Genomic DNA, 18517 nt, shown 5'->3' with positions numbered 1-18517 from the left:
TGCCGGCGATGGGGAGCGTGCGTCTGTGAACCGGGAAATTCCCGCGGAAAGCGCCAGAAATGGCGAAATTCCGAAGTTCCAAAAGCCACTCTTCGGAACGACGCCACCTTCCGCCCTGTCAGGTCTCGTTGTTCAGACCTTCCCTAAGTCTGGACGGCAGTGGCGAAGACAGCAGCGAGCTGGTGTTTGAAAGTAGAGGCCAAGTCTGGCGTTGGTGGCTTGCCACGCTTGCCTGGCAACGGTGGCTCATTAGAATTGCTCGCATTTGCACACACGCAGCGAGAAAAAATCACCGTGAAGCTCAGTATGTAGTGACATGGGCCAATGATGCAAATCGTTCAGTGCGCATGCCAAGTGCTGTCGAAGCTTCCATGGCAGCATTTGGTCGGCGTCGTCATCGCTTGGCTTCGGGCGGACTGCGATCCGGTCACCTTATTTACATGCCAGGATCTTCGATAGACGTGCTGGTGTGTCGAATTCACCAACATCTTTCCGTTGATGGTGAGTTGGGCGATGAGCTAGTGTGGCGAGGATTGAAACGGCAGGAAAGCAGCAATGAGACACGCGTATCGTTTTGGCGATCCCTTGAAGCAGCCGGCGACCGTGGAGCAGTGGCTCGTTAAGCACAGGAGTGCGACTCCGATGTGCCTGATTTGCGGTCAGCAGATGGCGCTTCGAGGCGTGCATGCTCAGACGACCGCCCACTTTGTTCACGGCGCGAATTCGAATTGCCCGACGATTACAAGGTCTCATGCACCATACAAATATTTGAGTTCACTCTCGAAGAGTCCTGGCGCCGCAAGCGCTGCCAAGAAGTTTGTTAAAGACAATCTCTACGGCGTCTACTACCGGATGAGGGCTCTTGCGCCGGGGTTGACTTGGACAGAGCTGTTGGCGGCCTGTGAAGCTGCAAAGGCCCATCAGGTATGGGACTTGGTCGGGATGACGCCAGAATACGCTCCCTCAGTGCTGCTTACTTGCGTGGATAGTTTCCCGGCAACGAGTTTTAGGCCATCTGAACTATCGTTTTTTTTGGAGCCCAATCCATCGCCAGGCGCTTACTGGAATTTTCCCCAAGGTCGGAAACGGCAAATTTTTGTCGTTGATCGCACGAAGGGGCAACTGAGCTTGGTGGACATCGACTTCACTCTCGCCCAGGGCGACATCTTCACGCGCATCGAAGTTGCGCTTTCGTGAATCTAAAGACCTGCGCAGCATCAATTTGGCCGTTAGACACCGAGACGCGTGTTACGTGTGAGCGCTGAGGATCACATCACCGAGATCGTTACGACACTAGCCGATCATTGATCGCTTGGCTGAGTAGCTCAAACCACTTATTCATCTCGGTCTCGTCACCAAACTTCAACGTCCAAACCGGGTGATCCAGATCACGCACGCTAACGGTCAGGGTCCCCTCACGCTTGGAGCGATGCCAGTGCTTGTCCCAGGCCCTGATGTCGGTGAACCCATAGGTCTTCACCGCTCGGCCTTGTTTGAGTCGGATGGAAGAACGCTCGGTTGATAGTGCCACGGCAGTCGTCCGCGAAAAATGCGCGCGTTGGTAGTTGGCCTTGAACGCCGCTTTGGCGCTGTGGAGCTTCAATGCGTAGCCAGAACCAGCGGCGATGAGTGCTGCGCTACCGACAAGCACGATCAGAAGAAAAGTCCAAACCGTCATAGCGGGGCTCCTTGAAGAGGTGGGGGAGGCTTACTGGACGCGGCCAGTGATCTTCCATTTCCCGCCGATCTCAGTGAACGTGTAGACGCCATCCATCTGACTGCCGAAATCCTGCCCGAGTGCTTCCACCTTGGCGCTGACATCGCACGTGTAGCTCGGCGCGCCTTCAGCCTTGACGCACTTGCCGCTCTCGAAATCCTCGATCTTGGCCTTGTCATTGCTGTTGTCTTTAACGTAGAGCAAGAACGCGTCATGGCGCTCGCTTTCAGATGGGCCACCACCCGAGCAAGCCGCCAGAGAGACGATCAACGTGCCGATGACGGCAAAGCGAGCTTTGGACATAGGAATCCTTAGATAAGCGAGAGCAAACGGATTGGCACAGATGCATAGCCGTGTAAGGCCGCATGGCCGCCTCTGGCATCGGCCCATTGCAGTTGACAGCGTGCCGGGGCAACGTCAGTATGCGTTCAACGAATGATTCGTTCAACGAATTTTTGCAAGGCGCGTAACTCACGTTCATCCTTGTAAGGATGAGCACCCCCCAACCTGACATCCTGTCGTTGTTCGCTGCGCGGCTTAAAGCGCGCCGCCTAGCAATTGGCCTTGTGCAACAGGACTTGGGTGTCGCTCTTGGATTGGAGAGTCGCATCGCTCAGGCTCGCATCAGCCGCTACGAAACGGGCACGCATGTCCCAGATCTCAAGACTGCCCTGGATCTGGCTGATGCACTTGGTGTGTCCCTAAGTTCCTTGGTCGCCGAGTCTGATCGACTTGGTCAGATCATCGAGCTGGTGCGCCAACTGCCAGAGGGTCAGCAGGAAGAGCTGGCGAAACACTTGTCGACACTCGCCGCATCGTCTCCTTCGAAGTCCGAAAAAGAGTAGGCCGAACAACCTATTCGACGGACAAGCTCTCACTTGGGGAGCAGCGAAGGACGTCGCAAAATTGCGGCTGAGCCCAGCACAGCGGCCCGGCTCGTCCATGGTGCGAAAGGTCCCGTCGCTGTCTTGGCATGCTCCCCGTCAGACAATTCCTACACAGATGCCAATGCCCATCCGATCTGAGCGGGCGGTGTGATCCTGTAATCTTGCGAGCGGACGGTCGTTTTCAAACAAGCCAGGGATCACCAATGGAAGGCAGCGCGTCATGACCGGCAAGACCCAGCTCAGTGTTGCCATCGCGCTTTTTATCCTTGCCTTCATTGCAGGGGTCTACCTCTCCGGTCAGTTGATCTTGATGCTGTTGAAGGTGGCTGGGCCGCTCAGCGTCGGCACCTATTGGTCTTACGTCAAAGCGCTCGACCTCCCGCAGTTAGCTCCCTATGCCAGCAAGATCAAGCTGGCTGGTGCCTTGGGCTTCGGCGCGCCGGTCCTGGCCTGGATTGCACTGCTGATCCCGTTGTTCAAGCCAAAGGCCGCCGCCCTACACGGCGACGCCCGCTTTGCCTCCGGCAGTGATCTGGCCAAGAAGGACATGCTCAAACCGTCGCCAACCGGCATTGTGGTTGGGAAGCACGGTGGCAAGTTGGTGCGCCTACCTGGGCAACAGTTTGTGATCCTGGCCGCGCCCACGCGTTCGGGCAAGGGTGTGGGCATCGTCATTCCCAATCTGCTCGACTACCAAGGCTCAGTGGTGGTTTTGGACATCAAGCAGGAAAACTTCGATCTCACTTCCGGCTGGCGCAAGAGCCAAGGCCAAGAGGTCTTTTTGTTCAACCCGTTTGCCGAAGACGGGCGCACGCATCGCTGGAATCCACTGAGCTACATCTCGCCCGATCCCGCCTTTCGCGTGTCGGATCTAATGAGTGTCTCGGCGATGCTCTACCCGGACGGCTCTGACGCCCAGAAGTTCTGGGTGAGCCAAGCGCGCAACGCCTTCATGGCGTTTACGCTCTATCTGTTCGATAGCCTTGACGATCAGATCAAGCGTAAGCATCCAAAAGACACCTGGATGTTCCCAACCCTTGGGATGCTCTATCGCGTGTCGTCTGGCGATGGGAGCGACTTGAAGGGCTACCTCAAAAAGCTCTCGCAGCGCGACTTCCTGGGACGCGATGCCAAGATCGCCTTTGACAACTTGCTCTCGCAAGCCGAAGAGACGTTCGCCTCGATCATGGGCACGTTCAAGGAGCCGCTCAACCAGTTCATCAACCCAATCCTGGATGCAGCTACCAGCGGCAACGACTTTTTGCTCATCGATGTGCGCAAGAAGAAGATGAGCATCTACATCGGCATCCAGTCGAACAAGCTGGCCGAAAGCCGCTTGCTGATCAATCTGCTTTTCAGTCAGCTCATCAACTTCAACACCAAAGAATTGCCGCAGAACAACCCGGCGCTCAAACACCAGTGCTTGCTGCTGATGGACGAATTCACGTCCATCGGCCGGGTCGACATCATCGCAAGCGCCGTGAGCTACATGGCCGGCTACAACATTCGCTTGCTGCCGATCATCCAGAGCATGGCGCAGCTGGATGCGACCTATGGCAAAGATGTCTCGCGCACGATCATCACCAACCATGCCTTGCAAATCGTCTATGCCCCGCGCGAGCAGCAAGACGCCAACGACTACTCGGACATGCTCGGCTACACCACGGTGCGCAAGAAGAACAAGTCGCAAACCAGTGGCAAGCAAAGCAGCGTGTCCTACTCCGAGACCGAGCAACGCCGCGCCTTGATGCTGCCGCAGGAGTTGAAGGCGATGGGCTTTGACAAGGAGGTCTTTCTCTATGAAGGCATCCCAAGCCCGGTGCTCTGCGAGAAGATCAAGTATTACGAAGACGCCTACTTCACCAAGCGCTTGTTGCCGAAGGTGAAGATTGAAGCCTTACAGATGGTCCCCGCATGAGTGATAGCACACCTTCCAATGTGCCTCAGAATCGATTGAAGGCTGGTGGCAGTCACAGTCAACAGCTTCTGCGTGACCTGGCATTAATCAATGCGCGCACTGTGCAGCAGTTAGGGCCATTGCAACCGGGGGCGTCCGTAGCAACGCCTAAGCGCAAGCCCAATCTTCCACGTCCAATGCAACGCCTCAATCAGGATGCTTTTATGACTCAGACTAACGATTCTTCCCCTGATTCGGTCGGCAAAAGACCGCCAGTGCCGCAAGGCTTGCGCGAAAGCTTCAAGGATTACCCCGATCACATCGCGCGGTTGGAAAGTGCGCTCCAAGAGTCGGTCGATAAGCCATCGCCGATTACCCCTCCCTTGGAGTTTGCGATCTGGGCGATCGAGGGCTGTCTTGATACCTTTATCGACGAATCACGTGAAAAGCTCAGGATTGCAGAACAAACGGGCGACCAAGAAGCAATCGCACTGGCGAAGGCAACGCATCTACTCATGCTTCATAGCGCCGCTAAGGGCACATGGAAGGAGCAGAATTTAATGGACTATTTTGGTTTCCCAAGTTCGAGTCATCGTCATGGCTGATGAAAGCGATGTGCTGCCGAAAGGGATCCACGAGCAGATCCTACGCGAGCAAATACTAACCGCCCCAGATTTCATCAATTCAACAGCCCAGCAGCAGCCGAAAGCAGTCATTCTGGGCGGCCAGCCTGGTGCGGGTAAGGGCGGCCTTGTCGCTCAGGCGAAGGCCGAGCTTGATCAAAATGCGGTCACAATCGACCCCGATGAGTTGCGCCGCTACCACCCGCGCGTTGCTGACTTTCGACGCGAAAATCCTTATGAATGGTCTGGTCGAACCCACAAGGACGCGAGCTCTTGGGCCGATGAGCTGCGCATGGCAGCGACTGCCGAAAAAAAGAACCTCATCTTCGACACCACGTTAAGCGATGGAAAGTGGGCATCGGAGACGCTAATCAAGGGCTTGCAAGAGCAGGGCTATGAGGTCGAGGTGCGTGCTGTTGCTTCTCCCAAGTTGGAGAGTGAGCATGGTGTCGATGAGCGTTTTACGGCCAACACCGACAGGCAAGGCTACGGTCGCCATGTGCCTGAGGGCGCGCGTGATGCAATCTACGGAAAGCTCCCTGTCAGTTTAGATACCATCCATACGAACAGCAACGTGCCCATCCGCATCTTCAATCGTGAGGGCATCGAGCTTTACGATAGTCGCACCGACGCACGCATGCCTGGTCAAGCGATGGAGGAAGCGCGCAACGCGCGGCTTAAAGATCCCGCTTTCACCGAGCATCTTCGGGATGCCTGGCAAAAGCAAGTCGATTGGCACCGTGATCTACCGGAACACGCACAAGCGATCCCGAAATCTGATCCTGCTGTCCAAGCAAAACTGCTTGAGGAGCATGCCAAGCTCCGGGTGAGCGATGTAGTTGCTAGTCGCATGGAAGGCATCGCCACCATTGATGAACTCGTGCGGCCGGGGGCTCCGCCTGCACGCGTGCCTGTGCCCGAGCCGGAGATCCCGGGCTTGCGTCGCGCCGGGATGACAGCAGGGCTTGCGGGCTTGGGCGTTGCCGCGACCGCCTACGACGCGTCGCAAACCGGAGAGCGTGTTGGCACGCTGTTGGCACAAGACAACCTCACCGCTGCGCGCTCAGAAGCGTTGCACTTTGCTGCCCGAGGTGCGGGCGGCTGGGCGGGAGGTGCTGCTACCGCTGCCGTTGTTGGCACAACCGGTGCAGGCCCTGTCGCGTTGGTGGTGGCCGATGGTTATCTGTTCAGTGCTGCTGCCGACAAGGCCGTGACGCTTTGGGACAACCGTCAGATCTATGCGCAGACCGACAAGGAAGGTGTGAGCTGGGAGTTCAACGGCAACCAGTGGCTTCGCCAAGAAAAAGCCGACCTGCAAGACGATGGTGCGGATACCCAACAGAAGCAGGGCATGTTCGCGCTGCCCGAAAAAGCGCGCGAGCTGAACTATCACGCCAGTGGCGAAGCGACCGAGCAGGCGCTGGGCAAGGTGCAAACCAGTAATCCCTATGTGCAGCCATCCAGTGAGGCAGATGCGGCGCATCTCTACGCACGGGATTGGCGGCATGATCCGGCAAGTGGCCAGTGGTCACGGATGATCGCCGACGAAGTCGATCGGAACGATCGACCTGTCTGGACGGTGGATCCGGCAAGCCCCGAGCGCAGTGCTGCGTTGGACCAGCAAGCAGCCCAGGTGGTTGACGCCAACATTGCCCGTGGCCCAGCTGCGATTGCCGCGACGTATCAAGCTGCTTATCGGCGCAATGGTTGGGACGACTTTGGCCCTGTGCCAGCGGCCGTGCAAGCCGCCTTAAACCCCGACTCACTGCAAGCATCGGACGGCAGGCAGTATCAGCGCGATACGCAAGGCCAGTGGCGGCATGACGGCGTTGCTGCCGAAGGCAATGTCCCGTTGGAACTCAATGCAACGCGTGAACGCTTGCAACCGGCCTTGGAGCAGCATGCGCAGGCAATGGCACAGATGCCCGCGCGGCAAACGCCAACCGCGCAGCAACAAGACCAGGCCAATACCGAAGCGACGTACGCCGCCTATGGCGTTGCGCCCAATGCCCAGACTGCAAGCGCGATCCAGCATGCGGTGCAAAAGACTCGTGAGGTAAACGGGATTGATGCAGCGACCAGCTCTTTGGCATTGGAGCGTGATGCGACCGGTCAATACTCGGTGGACAGCCCCATCCAGCATTTGAGGCGGGATGCCGATGGTGCAGTGCGTGTTGCGGCAACCACCAGCACCGCCGACATCCATCAGGCACTCGGCGAGGTGCAGTCACTTCGGCAGGAGCAACCGCCTTCGGCCGGCGCACCAGAGCTGCGCATTGACGCGCAATCGCCCCGAGAACGCGATGCCTACGAGCAAGCCCTGCGGGAGGCCAATCGGCAAGGCGTTTCCACGCAGGAAGCGCAACAGGTTGCGAGCTTTGCGGCGACATCAGCTACCGCCCCGCGTGTGGATGAAACCCAAGCGCCTCAGGCAGCCATTGACGTGCAGCGAGATCGAGACGTTGCACGCACAACCGACGCGCCTGCCGTTGCGGAGACGGCGACTCCTGCTCTTGTCGTGATGCCTGCATCCGTCAACGCGCCGCTGCCAGAAGACGTGCGCCCGGTTGCCAAGCCTACCGAACCAAAGCCCGAGTCTGTCCCACAACGCGAATCCCAAGAAACCCGAACACCTGAGGTTGCCGCACCCTCGGCAGCCGGCGCAGTCCAGCCGAAGGCAGAACCAGTAGACCCACCCACGGCAAGCGCATCTGCGCCGAGCGTCGGATCGGTCTCATCAGCTCTCACGTCTCGTGAGGAAGCTCTAACCCAGGCAACTGTTCCAGCGCCGCCGTCATCGCATGAGGTGGAAGGGCTGCGCCTCGGCGACCGGGGACAAGAGGTCGAGTTCTTGCAGTATCGATTGCAGCAAGTGGATGCCCGGGGGCCAAACGGTCAGGCCGTGCCGCAAGACGGGCACTATGGTCCAGAGACCGAACATGCGGTAAGGCGGTTCCAGCAAGACCAGGGTTTGCCTGCAACGGGCGTTGCCGGCCAAGACTTGGATGCTGCATTGTCCCAGGCACAACACGCGCGCCGAGAAGCTCTGAAACCCACGGAGCCTGCATCGGCAAATGCAGCAGTGGAGCAGGGCAGCGAGCAGCAAGCCCGAGTAGGAATGCCGCAGAACGACGCGCCATCGGCTGTTCTATTGCAGGCAACGCAGCAAGAGGCGGTGCGAGCGCCGTCGCCGGCAATCCCAACACAGAGCGAAGCGCCGGCACAGATCATCTTGCCTGAGCGCATGACCTCCTCCTATGTGTCATCGCCGAGCTTCGGTGGGGCTGGCGGGCGTTCAAACCCAGGTATGAACGATGAGGATCGGGTCGAGCAAGCGAGACCCTCCCAAGATGTCGCTCAGCCAGCGTTTCCCTCTGATCATCGGGATTACGCGTTGTTCTCTGCCATCCAGGCACAACTTCCGAAAGGCACTTCCGATGAGAAAACGGCCGAAGTGCTGCATGCCGTCAAAGAGTCAGGCATCGAGCGTGCGGATGAACTCCGCAAAGTGACCATCCAAGATGATGCCGCCTTTGTCTTTGGCAAAACGCCCGGCTTTCACTCGGAAACCTCGCTCAATACGCCATCGCCTGGCATCAATGAGACCTTGCAGAAGACGGAGGCATTGGATCAACAACGGGCGCAGGAGATAGTGCAATTCCAGCGCGAGCGCGAAGAAATCGACAGGAACCCAACGGGCCCAGTAATGACGCTCGCTGCCCACTCTCAGCAGCAGGCGATGTCAGACGCGTCTGGTGGTGATGGGGGCGGGGGCTGACGTGCTAGAAGCCTAGGATCGGCGCGATAACGATTGGGAGCGGCCCGTGCTCAGCATTGATGTTGACGCGTCCTGTGTGTTTTTCGCAGTGCCTCGACTTAGCAATGCGCGGCTGCGCTTTGCGCAACGCATTTTCGCTTGGCGCAAGCCTTGCTTGCTGAAAAATCAATAGCGTTGGGCTTGCATCCTTCGGTGTGGCGCCAATGCCAACGCCAGATCAACAAAACGCAAATGTAATTTTAATGTCTGCGCGGGTAGCCTCAACCCACACAAGTTGTGCGGTAGATCTCGAAGTGTAGGTGCTATGGATAGCGAGTCAGCTCAGACGGATGACGCAGAACAACCGCTCTTTCGCAAGCGAAAGGGGCCGGAGACAACCTCCACGCTCGGCGACCTAAAAGATGCGTTTCCCTCATCCATCCGGATCTGGATCGGCTGTGGGTGTGTGCTTTTCCTTTTGCTGGCCACATTTGTTCTGACCGCCTCCTACTCTAAGCGTGAGCATGTGTCGGGCCAGATCATCTCGACGCATGGGCGAGTGGATATCCGTAGTGGAACGCCTGGCCTCATCCTGTCAACGACATTGAAGCCCAATGCGTTGGTCAAGAAAGGCCAAGTGCTTGCGGAGCTGTCAGCCGACATCACCGATGAAGCGGGTCGCTCTTTGTCCGATGAGACGATTAAGCGTGCGCTCACCCGATCAGAAGAACTGACCAAGGAGCAATTGCAAACACATGACTTTTCCGGCCAGCGCGAGCGGGAACTGACGCGTCAAGTCGAAGAAACGAGCGGTGCGATGCAGGAAGTCGCTCGCAAGATCTCAATCTTGGAAAAGAAATACGCCAAGAACAAAGAACTGTTGAAGACCATTGAGCCGCTGCTTGCTGAGAAGTATGTGTCCAAATACACCTACCTCACCTACGAAAATGCCCTCTTGGATGCAGAGGCGGAGATTCAGGATGCCCGCGCGCAGCAGTCCACACTTCGCAATCAACGTGCAGCTTTGCTAGGTGAAATCACCGAGATAAGGACGACGGCCAGCAGGCAAGCAAGTGAAATCGAGCGCGAGAAATCCACGATCGAAGATCAAGTGGCCCGAGCCAAGTCTGACCGTCTGCAGACCATCACCTCACCCTTGAGCGGCAGTGTTGCAGCAATCTATGCATCCCAAGGTCAGCGCATTAGCACCGACTCGATCATCGCGTCCATCACCCCAAGCGAGTCGGTATTCGAAGCTGAAATTCTTATTCCTTCCAGGGCCATCGGACATGTAAATGTCGGCACCGAGGTGCTGCTCAACATCGCCGCATTCCCGAAAGCAAAATATGGCGCCATCCAGGGGCGCATCGCATCGCTGTCGACGCAAACGAGTCCGCTCGGTGAGTTGGAGCGCCGCTACGGTCGCCAGTCACCCACCGAGCCGGTTTACACCGCCAAGGTGGCCTTGCCTTCTCAAACCATCGGAGTCGCCCAAGAAGCGAAGTCCTTCCTGCCGGGTATGGAAGTGGATGCGGAATTGATCTTGGAGGGGCGCAAGATTTGGGAGTGGATGTTTGACCCCTTCCAAACCATGGGCTCACGCTTGACGGGTGAAAAGCGATGAAGGATGTCTTGACACCAACAGCCAATAGCGATGCGGAGCCGGGTCGCTTTGCCGAACCAAGCCTGGTGTTCTCCTCGAAGCGTCGTGTTCCGCATATCCGTCAGACGGAGTCGAGTGAGTGCGGCCTGGCCTGCATCGCGATGCTGCTTTCCTACTACGGTCATGAAACAAGCCTCGGGGAGCTTCGCAACCGCTTTACGGTGTCGACCAGTGGGGCAACGCTCGCTTCGCTGATTGAAATCGCTGATGCCAATGGGCTCACAACGCGTCCGCTTCGCTTGGAGCTTTACGAACTGCCCAAGCTGTCGTTGCCTTGCATGGTCCACCTGCACCACGGGCACTTTGTCGTGTTGACGGCTGTGCGGGGCGGCCACGTGCACATCAGCGATCCCGCAACGGGCGTCAAAAAAATCAAGCTCGATGAGTTCGATGAGCTTTTTAGCGGCATTGCGTTGGAAGCGCATCCAGGCCCGGCCTTCAAGAAGATCAAGAGTGTGCCATCGGTTTCGCTTCGCGATCTGGCAGGCTCGCTTCGGTCCCTGGTGCCCGCGTTCTGGGTTGTGGGCATCTTGGCGCTTTTCTTGGAAGGCTGTGCGCTGATTGCCCCCCAATATCTGCGACTGACCATGGATCAGGTGCTGAGCGTCAAGGACGATGGCTTGGTCACCACATTGGCGATCGGCTTTTCGATCGTGCTCTTGGTCCAACTCGTCTTGACCATTGCCAGGAAGTGGACTTTGTTGTGGATTTCTTCCACCACCGGCTTGCGGTGGAGCAGCAACTTGTTCCGTCACCTGGTGTCGCTACCCCAGTCGTATTTCGTGAAGCGGCACACCGGGGATATTTCGAGTCGCTTCCAGTCGATCTACTCCATCCAGCAGTCACTCACGACGAAGATGCTGGAAGCGGTCATCGATGGGGTGATGTCTTTCCTCATGTTGTTGCTCTTGATGAGCTACGACGTGCCGCTTTCCTTCGCCTTGTTGGCTTTCACCCTTGTCTATGTGGGTTCGCGCTACGCCTACTATGCCAAGCTCAAGGAGGCCAACCTCGACCAGATCAACATCGATGCACGCCGGCAAAGCTTGCTCTACGAAACGGTCCGAAGCATCCAGCCCATCAAACTGTTCAACAAGTCAGCGCTTTGGGCGTCGCGCTTTACGAACTACAGCGCGAAAGCGACCAACGCGACCATCGGGGCCGAGCGGATCCGCATTGGGTTCGATTCTGTCCAGCTCCTCATCCAGGGCCTGTGCCGCATCTTTGTGATCTGGGAAGGCACCCGGTTGGTGCTCAGTGGGGATATGACGCTCGGGGTGCTGACGGTCTTTTTGATCTACGCGACGCAGTTCAGCCAACGCAGCATCAACCTGGCTGACTACTTGATGCAGCTGCGGCTGCTTCGCTTGCACACAGAGCGCATTTCAGACATCACCCACAGCGAGCCTGAGTCGTTTTTGCATGGTAACGGCGCGCTGGAGGATGCTGCGCCCGCTATTGCCATTGCTAACGGCTACTTCCGCTACTCATCCACCGACAAGTGGATCATGAGCGCCTTGCAGCTCAGGGCCCCGGCAGGCCAAGTGATTGCGATCGTCGGGAACTCAGGCGTGGGCAAGACCACACTCATCCGCGTTCTGGCGGGGCTTGAAGATCTTCAAGTCGGGGACTTCTTAGTCAATGGAGAGGATCTGCGCAAGGTCGGTAAGTCGAGCTACCGGAGCAAAGTCAGCATCGTCATGCAGGGAGACAATCTGTTGTCCGGGACGTTGTCGGAAAACATCTCCATGTTCGATGAGCACATTGATCAAGAGCGTCTTGTGCAGGCTGCGAAATTGGCATGCATCCACGACGATATTCAGCGCATGCCAATGGGCTTCAACACCAGAGTCGGTGACCTGGGAAACACGCTGTCAGGTGGTCAAAAACAACGGGTCTTCTTAGCCAGAGCCTTTTACAGGCGCACCAAGTTGTTGTTGATGGATGAACCAACGACTGGCGTTGATGAGCAGATGGGCATACAGCTGATGAAGAACATCAAGAGCATCGGCGCGACCACAGTCATCGTAACGCACGACAAGACCATCTCCCGGATGTGCGATATGCACTACCTCTTCGTTAACGGGAACCTGAGGCCCCTGATCAAAGAGCAGCCAAGCAGCTTTGAACAGGACAATGCAGTGGAAACAGCTGGAAAATCCAGCCAAGGATAAGGAGTAATACTTGTAAAAGTAATTCAGAGAGAGAAGCCTTGTTGCGAATCAAATAGTAGAAATGATTGGATCAAAATTAAACGCACAGGATGGAGTGCTGTAATGAGAGAGCTAACAATCGAAGAGCTATTCCTAGTGGCAGGTGCAGCAGCCGCTGCGGACGTCGATCCAAGCGAGCCGCCCACTGAGTTGCCCCCCGTGGTCGTTAATCCACCTCCATCAGAACCACCAACATTGCCGCCAACACCGCCAGTTGAGCAACCCCCACCACCGCCACAAGGTGGAGGAGGGGGCAACGATGGTGATGTTTTTGTCCCGCTGGCTGCTGAAAACAGAATCGATAACGCTTTTATTGATAGCGTCGAGGGCGGGCAACAGCTAGATGCATATGTCCCCACCAATAACGGCGTGGTCATAGATCAGAGCGGAGTAACTGTGGCAACTGGAGTCGATTTGGGTAGCCAAACTGCCGAAAGCCTTACCGCGCTAGGTGTGGATCAGGCGCTTGTTACTACGTTGACGCCCTACCTTCATCTAACAGGACAAGATGCGCTGAATGCCGTTCAAAACAACCCTCTCCACATCACCGAGGCGCAGGCAGATGCGTTGGATAACGCAGTTCGATCAAACATTTTAAATACGGTTGTTAATAGCTATAACAATTCTTCCGATTATGCTGACTTTTATCAGCTGCCTGGTGGCGTCCAGACCGCCATCGCAAGTGTTGCTTACCAATACGGCCCTGGCCTTGCCACAGCAACCCCCAATTTCTGGACCCAAGTAACAACGGGACATTGGCAAGATGCTGTTACCAATCTGAACGATTTCGGTGATGCGTATGATACAAGGCGAGACAGGGAGGCCGCGCTTATTCAACAAGATATTACGAACGGCAGCGTGCCGGGTGGCGGTTAAGTGTTGACTTATAACGTGAGGTTGGAGATGAAAGCTAACAAAAGAATTGCATCAATTGCAATAATGATCTTTTCATTGTGGGGAAGCGTTTTGGCCACGGCTGCGCCTGCCAAGATTAATTCTGCGGTCCTATCGGCTTACTTTGGTCAGTCAGCGGGTGACTATATTATTCCCGGAAAACCATTGGTGCAGCAGTTTGGGGAGGCTCTGAGCGGTCCACCCAACAAAGACGTTGATGTGGGGAATGGGGTGACCTTAATATCCGGCTGCCGCTACAAGAGCTGCATTGAGAAAGGTGCAGTTGCGATCAAGAGTGATAATACGGTCGAAGCTGCTGGGCTCATTCACTTTAACTGCAAAGCCGACATCAAAAAGTCGGGCGCTTCTTGCTCAAAAAATCCTACTTTCACCTTATTTGTGCCCAGGAATAAAAAGAGCCTTGACGCAGAGATTTCTGTTCTGAGATGGGCACATGAATATGCGCCAGATGCTACTTTTGAAACGGTCACGTTGGAGAAATGAGGTTTGCATGCCAAGAGTAAGAGGCCAACAGAGGTAAATTTATCTTCAAGTGCTTCGAGTCTGCCTAGCTCTAAGTCTATGTGAGCCGGGCTTGCAATGGACCGTTATTTATGGGCTTCACGGGAAATAAAAAAAGTGATGTTTAGGAAGAAAAGAAAGCGAAACAGCAATTTATCAATCGAAATATTGCAGGGAGTGCTGTAATGAGAGAGCTGACAAACGAAGAGTTATTTCTAGTGGCAGGTGCGGCAGCCGCTGCGGATGTCGATCCGAGCGAGCCGCCTACTGAGCTGCCGCCGGTTGTAGTTAACCCTCCCCCAAGTCCGCCTCCGACTATTCCCCCTTCACCACCAGTTGAACAGCCAGGGCCTATTAGTCCTCCAGGTGGGGGTGGCACTCCTCTTCCAACAGCGCCGGAATACGATCTCAACTTCACGCGTGCGTTGACAGCGGAAGAGTCGGCCGCTCTGGTTAAATTTGACGATGCAATCTACTTTGTTAAAGACTCTATCAGCTCGCTTCCTGATAACGCTTATATGCAAATGAGCGATGGTTCAACCGTGCAGATGTCTGAAATCAAGAGTCTGATGCTCAATGCAGACTATAAGGTAAACGAAGCGGGCACTAGCTATAGTAATGGGTTTGCGACTGGGCAGTCCGACTATAACAACGGCGACCCACAGATATCAATAAACATTGACACCATTAAGGGGTATTCCGATCTAATGGGAGGGGCGAATTTCTTGGTGATGCATGAGCTAGCACATAATGCAGCAGCTGCTCGAACCCTTTACCAAAACCTCTATCAAGATGGTTTTACCAATGCTGAGTTTAATCAAAGTGAGAAATTTGCCAATGATATTGTGAGGGGTGTTGCAAATTATCTCAGCATAGGCGTGCTTGGTCCCAGTGATACAAAGGTTGTTGGTGGATATAGTGAGGTAACTCCGACTATCATTGTTCCAACCCCTTGATTTTACATTCGCGTTAAAAAGGTGCTTTCGATGTCCATAGTTAGGGTTGCCTTAAATTCGATTTGCGTGCTTACGCTCGCCGGCCTAACGGTCGGGCAGGCCCGCTCAAATGACCAGCGAGAGAGTGCTGCTAGGGCTCTATGTTCAGAAAAGTCTCAGCTTAAAGACAATTTCTATGTGGAGGGCGGGAGTGCGAATTTGGTAGTCCCCCTAGCCAAGGTAAGTAAGGTTGACAATGTCCGAGTTCATGCGATCAAAGGCACGTGTGCTCAATTTGTTGACTATTATTCTGGTGATACCTACTACCTGTCCACCAACCTAAAAATTCAGGCGAAGCCAGGGATCATTGGTGATATAGATCCTCGTCCCGAGAAGATTGATAAGGGTAATTCTCTTGCAGCTAAAGATGGTGCGCTGTCAAAGGGCGTATTGGTCGATTCAATTCTCGTATCGCCATCACACGATCACTCAGACGACAAATACGTGGGAGCCTGGGTCACTAATGGTAAAACGCGCCTCATGACGTATTCAAAAAACAAATCAGGACTTCCGAAAAAGGGAGAGGCAATTGCCGAGATCGATGGTCAAGTAGTTTCACTGGCTCAAATCGGTGCGCTGCACAGGGTTGACCAGGGGACTCTTTATGCTTTGGTCAAGGGTGACTCTTCCTTGTTGTCGGTTGCTTTAGATATTTATCGCCTGTAGATCAGGTGAAATTGAATTGCGTGCTTATTTGAGAGGCCAGTAATGTTGAGCGTGCACAAAGGTCTTGCGGTTACATTGCTGATGGCTGTCTTCTGCACAAGCGCCATTGCGGAAGATGGAATTTCAGGGCTCGCCATGGATGAAATAGTTGGTAAAATTTATGATCCTGGCAAGTCGGTAAACTATGAGATTTTTCGCGAAATTGGACTCAGTGATTTCCATCAGGTGAGTTCAAGTCGATCATTGAACATTGCTTTTCGCTCAAATACGTTCAAGACGCGGGATCAGTATGCGATCTCCTTCGTTGAGTTCAGGGTCCCGCCTGAACTCGATAAAGGAGTGAGTTTTATGTATATGGAGCTCGCTCCTGGGCGCTGTTATGAAGTGTCTAAGATCAAGCAGAAATTTGCGCTCACCCCATACGTCCTGCCACCCAATCCCCATGCGCCACTCGCCGACGTTAGTAAGGATGTCTTCTATAAAACCAATCTTGGTGAAACGTCGGTGTATGTAAAGGCGAGTTCGAAGGGCGGGTGCTTGCTTGGTCTCACGAGAAGTCGAAACTGATGAGGTCCGCTGGTGCTAGCCAATTAGGCATCTAATTGGTTAGCGCTAATCTGGGCCGACACCTGGGCAGGCTTCAAGAAAACACTTGAAGCGCTTTAAATGCAATGAGGACTGGAGTGAAATTTTATAAGAGTATTGTATGGTCTTCAGCTATCATGGCCTTTTCTATTTTAGTATCGACCACAGTCTGTGGTGACACCTATGGTTCAGAAAGAGTGCTTGACGAACTGGTGTCGCTATTCAGTAGCGGCGTTATTGTTGAAGAGTCTCAGGTCAACAAATTAATTAGAGCCGGCAAGACCGAGATTGTCAGAGACGAGCCCCTTCGTCGTCACTATCGAATTTCATTGAATGATCAGAATTCCCAGGTAACAGCGTTGAGCTTCGGCGTTCATCGCAGTGATGAAAGTTCTCAGGCTTGGACAGTAGCTGCCCTAGCTGTAATTTCTACTGAAAAAAAAGCCCGAGGCTGTGAAAGATATAGTGATATCGTTAAAAAATATGCTTTTGTGGAAGACATACGTGAGCCTCGGGCCGTGATAAAAAATGCAGCTTGGACCCAACCAGCGACATTGACGAAAGGGCCGTATAAAATCTATGTCTCGACGACGGACGTGACCTCGCCTTGTGCTTCTGGGCTGACGGTTTCGACGAGGCTGACTGATGGTTTGGATGCTGTCACTCAAACGTCAAGCAAATAGTGTTCATTTTTGCACCGGCCTGTGCATAACGACTGAGCTCACGCATTACATGTTCTCGTAAACGGCCCAAGGTCATTGCAAGGTCATTGCAAGGCAACAGCGTGATGGAACTTACGGCTCTGGTCGCTCCTTCAAGTTATTCCGAATGATGAGCAAGTAGACGAGGAGGGCGGGCACGCACGTCAGGCAGATGCCAATGAAAAACGTGCCATAGCCCTGGCTTTGTCCATAGCGCGTGGTGAGATAAGCCACTGCAAGGCCTGAAAAGCCGGCAAGCACCCTGCCGAAGATGGAGTAAAAGCTGGTTAGCCAAGCGTAGTGCTCACCTGCGCGTCCAAGCGTGACCAGCTTTGACATGTAAGCAACCAGGGCTATGCCGGTATAGCTACTGGCAAGGTTTTGAAGAATAACGCTAGCCCAAAGCAGTTCAGCAGACTGCTCGTTCGACGAGAGCGATGCAAGAGCGAGGAGGGCAAGGGCTTGGAGAGCTGCGCCAACAAGAATGGTCGTGCTCAAGGACATGCGCTTCAAGCTTGTGCCTGCAGCCAAAATTCCGAGGAAGGCTGCTGGGATACCAAGCCAGATATGAAGGGACCCGACCACAGTCTTCCCAATGCCCAGGGCATGGAAGAAAGGATTGATCATGGGACCCAGAAGAATGTCCGGTAGGCGATAGCAGCCGATGAAGACGACCACTGCGATCCACCCTTGGAGGGTGGAGGGTCGAAGCGACACCAACGGAGCCCCTTGCTTCTCCGCACCCGTGGCATCTGGGGTGCGGGCGCTATCGGGATGAGATTGCAGAAAGAGCGTTCCGCAGATGGGCACCAACATCAGGGGAAGCAGAAGTGCATAAGCAACTTGCCAGGACAGCCGCGCTGCGAGCAAGAACACCAGACCGTCGCTCAGCAGTAGAGCAATGCGGTAGCCAAATTGGTAGGCAGTGAGGAGCTTGGCTGGCTGCTGGTGCACTGCCTCTTGTTCGATCCGGAACGCATCGACTGAGGCATCCAGCGTGGCACCGCCAAAGGCGGCTGCGATGGAGCTCAATGCAATGAGCGGCAGACTACCGGTGACGACGCTCAGGACAAGGCCCAGGAGAGAGAGGGCGACCATGACCGAAGACAAGACAATCCAGCCCTGACGGTGCGCCATGGTGCCTCCAACGACCGGTGCACGGCGTTGGTCGAGATGGCGGGCCCATAGGAATTTCAGGGAGTAGGGAAGCGCGGTCCAAGCCAAGGCACCGATGACTGCGATCGAAAGCGACTTTTCGCTGAGCCAATAGCCTAAGGTGCTGCCGATCAGCGGATAAGGCAAACCAGAACCGAAGCCCAGGAACAAAAATCCAGTCCAGGCCTTAGTCGGCCTTGATGTCACTTCATGCATGGGCTGCAACTGCCTTGTCGCTTCGG

16 protein-coding genes are annotated in these 18517 nt (G+C 55.1%); 13 read left to right on the top strand and 3 right to left on the bottom strand.

Translation table 11 applies throughout. From position 1 onward, the window contains the following. Window positions 1-555: 555 nt before the first annotated feature. Window positions 556-1197 (top strand): hypothetical protein, encoded by a 642-nt coding sequence (locus tag J7367_RS20035; RefSeq protein WP_057663708.1) that lies wholly within the window; start codon window positions 556-558, stop codon window positions 1195-1197. A gap of 88 nt (window positions 1198-1285) precedes the next feature. On the opposite strand, the gene J7367_RS20030 is transcribed toward J7367_RS20035, so the two are convergent. Both J7367_RS20030 and J7367_RS20025 read right to left on the bottom strand, forming a co-directional pair. Beyond that, entirely contained in the window at window positions 1286-1678 is a 393-nt protein-coding gene (locus J7367_RS20030) for a hypothetical protein (RefSeq protein WP_057663703.1), read from the bottom strand. A 30-nt stretch (window positions 1679-1708) separates the two neighbouring features. Further along, on the bottom strand, window positions 1709-2020 hold the full coding sequence (locus J7367_RS20025; protein WP_057663700.1) for a hypothetical protein: 312 nt from the start codon (window positions 2018-2020) through the stop codon (window positions 1709-1711). A 188-nt stretch (window positions 2021-2208) separates the two neighbouring features. On the opposite strand from J7367_RS20025, the gene J7367_RS20020 reads away from it, so the two are divergent. The 12 genes from J7367_RS20020 (at window position 2209) to J7367_RS19960 (ending at window position 17102) form a co-directional block, all read left to right on the top strand. Then, a complete protein-coding gene (locus J7367_RS20020) occupies window positions 2209-2562 on the top strand; it encodes a helix-turn-helix transcriptional regulator (protein WP_176214963.1) in 354 nt (117 codons plus the stop codon). 262 nt (window positions 2563-2824) lie between these two features. After that, window positions 2825-4522 carry a type IV secretory system conjugative DNA transfer family protein gene (locus J7367_RS20015; RefSeq protein WP_057663698.1) on the top strand — a complete coding sequence of 566 codons (1698 nt, stop codon included), beginning with the start codon at window positions 2825-2827 and terminating at the stop codon, window positions 4520-4522. Window positions 4523-4788: 266 nt separating this feature from the next. Then, entirely contained in the window at window positions 4789-5106 is a 318-nt protein-coding gene (locus J7367_RS20010) for a hypothetical protein (RefSeq protein ID WP_039446097.1), read from the top strand. Continuing rightward, complete coding sequence (locus tag J7367_RS20005) at window positions 5099-8902, top strand: zeta toxin family protein (protein WP_057663693.1); 3804 nt, start codon at window positions 5099-5101, stop codon at window positions 8900-8902. The genes J7367_RS20010 and J7367_RS20005 overlap by 8 nt, the downstream gene beginning before the upstream one ends. A gap of 304 nt (window positions 8903-9206) precedes the next feature. After that, on the top strand, window positions 9207-10505 hold the full coding sequence (locus J7367_RS20000) for an HlyD family efflux transporter periplasmic adaptor subunit (protein ID WP_057663691.1): 1299 nt from the start codon (window positions 9207-9209) through the stop codon (window positions 10503-10505). Beyond that, the gene (locus J7367_RS19995; RefSeq protein WP_057663686.1) at window positions 10502-12718 is read left to right on the top strand and encodes a peptidase domain-containing ABC transporter; all 2217 of its coding nucleotides are present in this window, start codon (window positions 10502-10504) and stop codon (window positions 12716-12718) included. Before J7367_RS20000 ends, J7367_RS19995 begins: the two co-directional genes overlap by 4 nt. Window positions 12719-12820: 102 nt before the next feature. Next, window positions 12821-13633 (top strand): pesticin C-terminus-like muramidase, encoded by an 813-nt coding sequence (locus tag J7367_RS19990; protein WP_081027993.1) that lies wholly within the window; start codon window positions 12821-12823, stop codon window positions 13631-13633. A gap of 27 nt (window positions 13634-13660) precedes the next feature. Then, on the top strand, window positions 13661-14155 hold the full coding sequence (locus J7367_RS19985; protein ID WP_139792607.1) for a hypothetical protein: 495 nt from the start codon (window positions 13661-13663) through the stop codon (window positions 14153-14155). Between the two features lie 203 nt (window positions 14156-14358). Next, a complete protein-coding gene (locus tag J7367_RS19975) occupies window positions 14359-15129 on the top strand; it encodes a hypothetical protein (protein ID WP_235857321.1) in 771 nt (256 codons plus the stop codon). Window positions 15130-15159: 30 nt separating this feature from the next. Further along, a complete protein-coding gene (locus J7367_RS19970; RefSeq protein ID WP_126941144.1) occupies window positions 15160-15834 on the top strand; it encodes a hypothetical protein in 675 nt (224 codons plus the stop codon). Between the two features lie 42 nt (window positions 15835-15876). Further along, window positions 15877-16401, top strand: a complete 525-nt coding sequence (locus J7367_RS19965; protein WP_081027992.1) for a hypothetical protein — start codon at window positions 15877-15879, stop codon at window positions 16399-16401. A 116-nt stretch (window positions 16402-16517) separates the two neighbouring features. Beyond that, complete coding sequence (locus J7367_RS19960; RefSeq protein ID WP_254894372.1) at window positions 16518-17102, top strand: hypothetical protein; 585 nt, start codon at window positions 16518-16520, stop codon at window positions 17100-17102. 111 nt (window positions 17103-17213) lie between these two features. Here the strand turns inward: J7367_RS19960 and J7367_RS19955 are convergent, their stop codons facing one another. Continuing rightward, window positions 17214-18491 carry a hypothetical protein gene (locus J7367_RS19955; protein ID WP_057663684.1) on the bottom strand — a complete coding sequence of 426 codons (1278 nt, stop codon included), beginning with the start codon at window positions 18489-18491 and terminating at the stop codon, window positions 17214-17216. Window positions 18492-18517 lie beyond the last annotated feature (26 nt).

The sequence above is a fragment of the Xanthomonas sp. D-36-1 genome, from assembly GCF_017746155.1.
GTDB classification, from domain to species: domain Bacteria; phylum Pseudomonadota; class Gammaproteobacteria; order Xanthomonadales; family Xanthomonadaceae; genus Xanthomonas; species Xanthomonas cissicola.
Note: the sequence above shows the minus strand (reverse complement) of the source record. Positions and strands in the feature narration are given on the sequence as shown.

What these genes read in the sequence shown, in the direction of transcription:
- J7367_RS19970 (WP_126941144.1), top strand. Translation starts at nt 15,160, where the DNA reads ATGTCCATAGTTAGGGTTGCCTTAAATTCGATTTGCGTGCTTACGCTC.
- J7367_RS19985 (WP_139792607.1), top strand. Translation starts at nt 13,661, where the DNA reads ATGAAAGCTAACAAAAGAATTGCATCAATTGCAATAATGATCTTTTCA.
- J7367_RS20020 (WP_176214963.1), top strand. Translation starts at nt 2,209, where the DNA reads ATGAGCACCCCCCAACCTGACATCCTGTCGTTGTTCGCTGCGCGGCTT.
- J7367_RS20000 (WP_057663691.1), top strand. Translation starts at nt 9,207, where the DNA reads ATGGATAGCGAGTCAGCTCAGACGGATGACGCAGAACAACCGCTCTTT.
- J7367_RS20030 (WP_057663703.1), bottom strand. Translation starts at nt 1,678, where the DNA reads ATGACGGTTTGGACTTTTCTTCTGATCGTGCTTGTCGGTAGCGCAGCA.
- J7367_RS19995 (WP_057663686.1), top strand. Translation starts at nt 10,502, where the DNA reads ATGAAGGATGTCTTGACACCAACAGCCAATAGCGATGCGGAGCCGGGT.
- J7367_RS20015 (WP_057663698.1), top strand. Translation starts at nt 2,825, where the DNA reads ATGACCGGCAAGACCCAGCTCAGTGTTGCCATCGCGCTTTTTATCCTT.
- J7367_RS19990 (WP_081027993.1), top strand. Translation starts at nt 12,821, where the DNA reads ATGAGAGAGCTAACAATCGAAGAGCTATTCCTAGTGGCAGGTGCAGCA.
- J7367_RS20025 (WP_057663700.1), bottom strand. Translation starts at nt 2,020, where the DNA reads ATGTCCAAAGCTCGCTTTGCCGTCATCGGCACGTTGATCGTCTCTCTG.
- J7367_RS19975 (WP_235857321.1), top strand. Translation starts at nt 14,359, where the DNA reads ATGAGAGAGCTGACAAACGAAGAGTTATTTCTAGTGGCAGGTGCGGCA.
- J7367_RS19965 (WP_081027992.1), top strand. Translation starts at nt 15,877, where the DNA reads ATGTTGAGCGTGCACAAAGGTCTTGCGGTTACATTGCTGATGGCTGTC.
- J7367_RS20035 (WP_057663708.1), top strand. Translation starts at nt 556, where the DNA reads ATGAGACACGCGTATCGTTTTGGCGATCCCTTGAAGCAGCCGGCGACC.
- J7367_RS20005 (WP_057663693.1), top strand. Translation starts at nt 5,099, where the DNA reads ATGGCTGATGAAAGCGATGTGCTGCCGAAAGGGATCCACGAGCAGATC.
- J7367_RS19955 (WP_057663684.1), bottom strand. Translation starts at nt 18,491, where the DNA reads ATGCATGAAGTGACATCAAGGCCGACTAAGGCCTGGACTGGATTTTTG.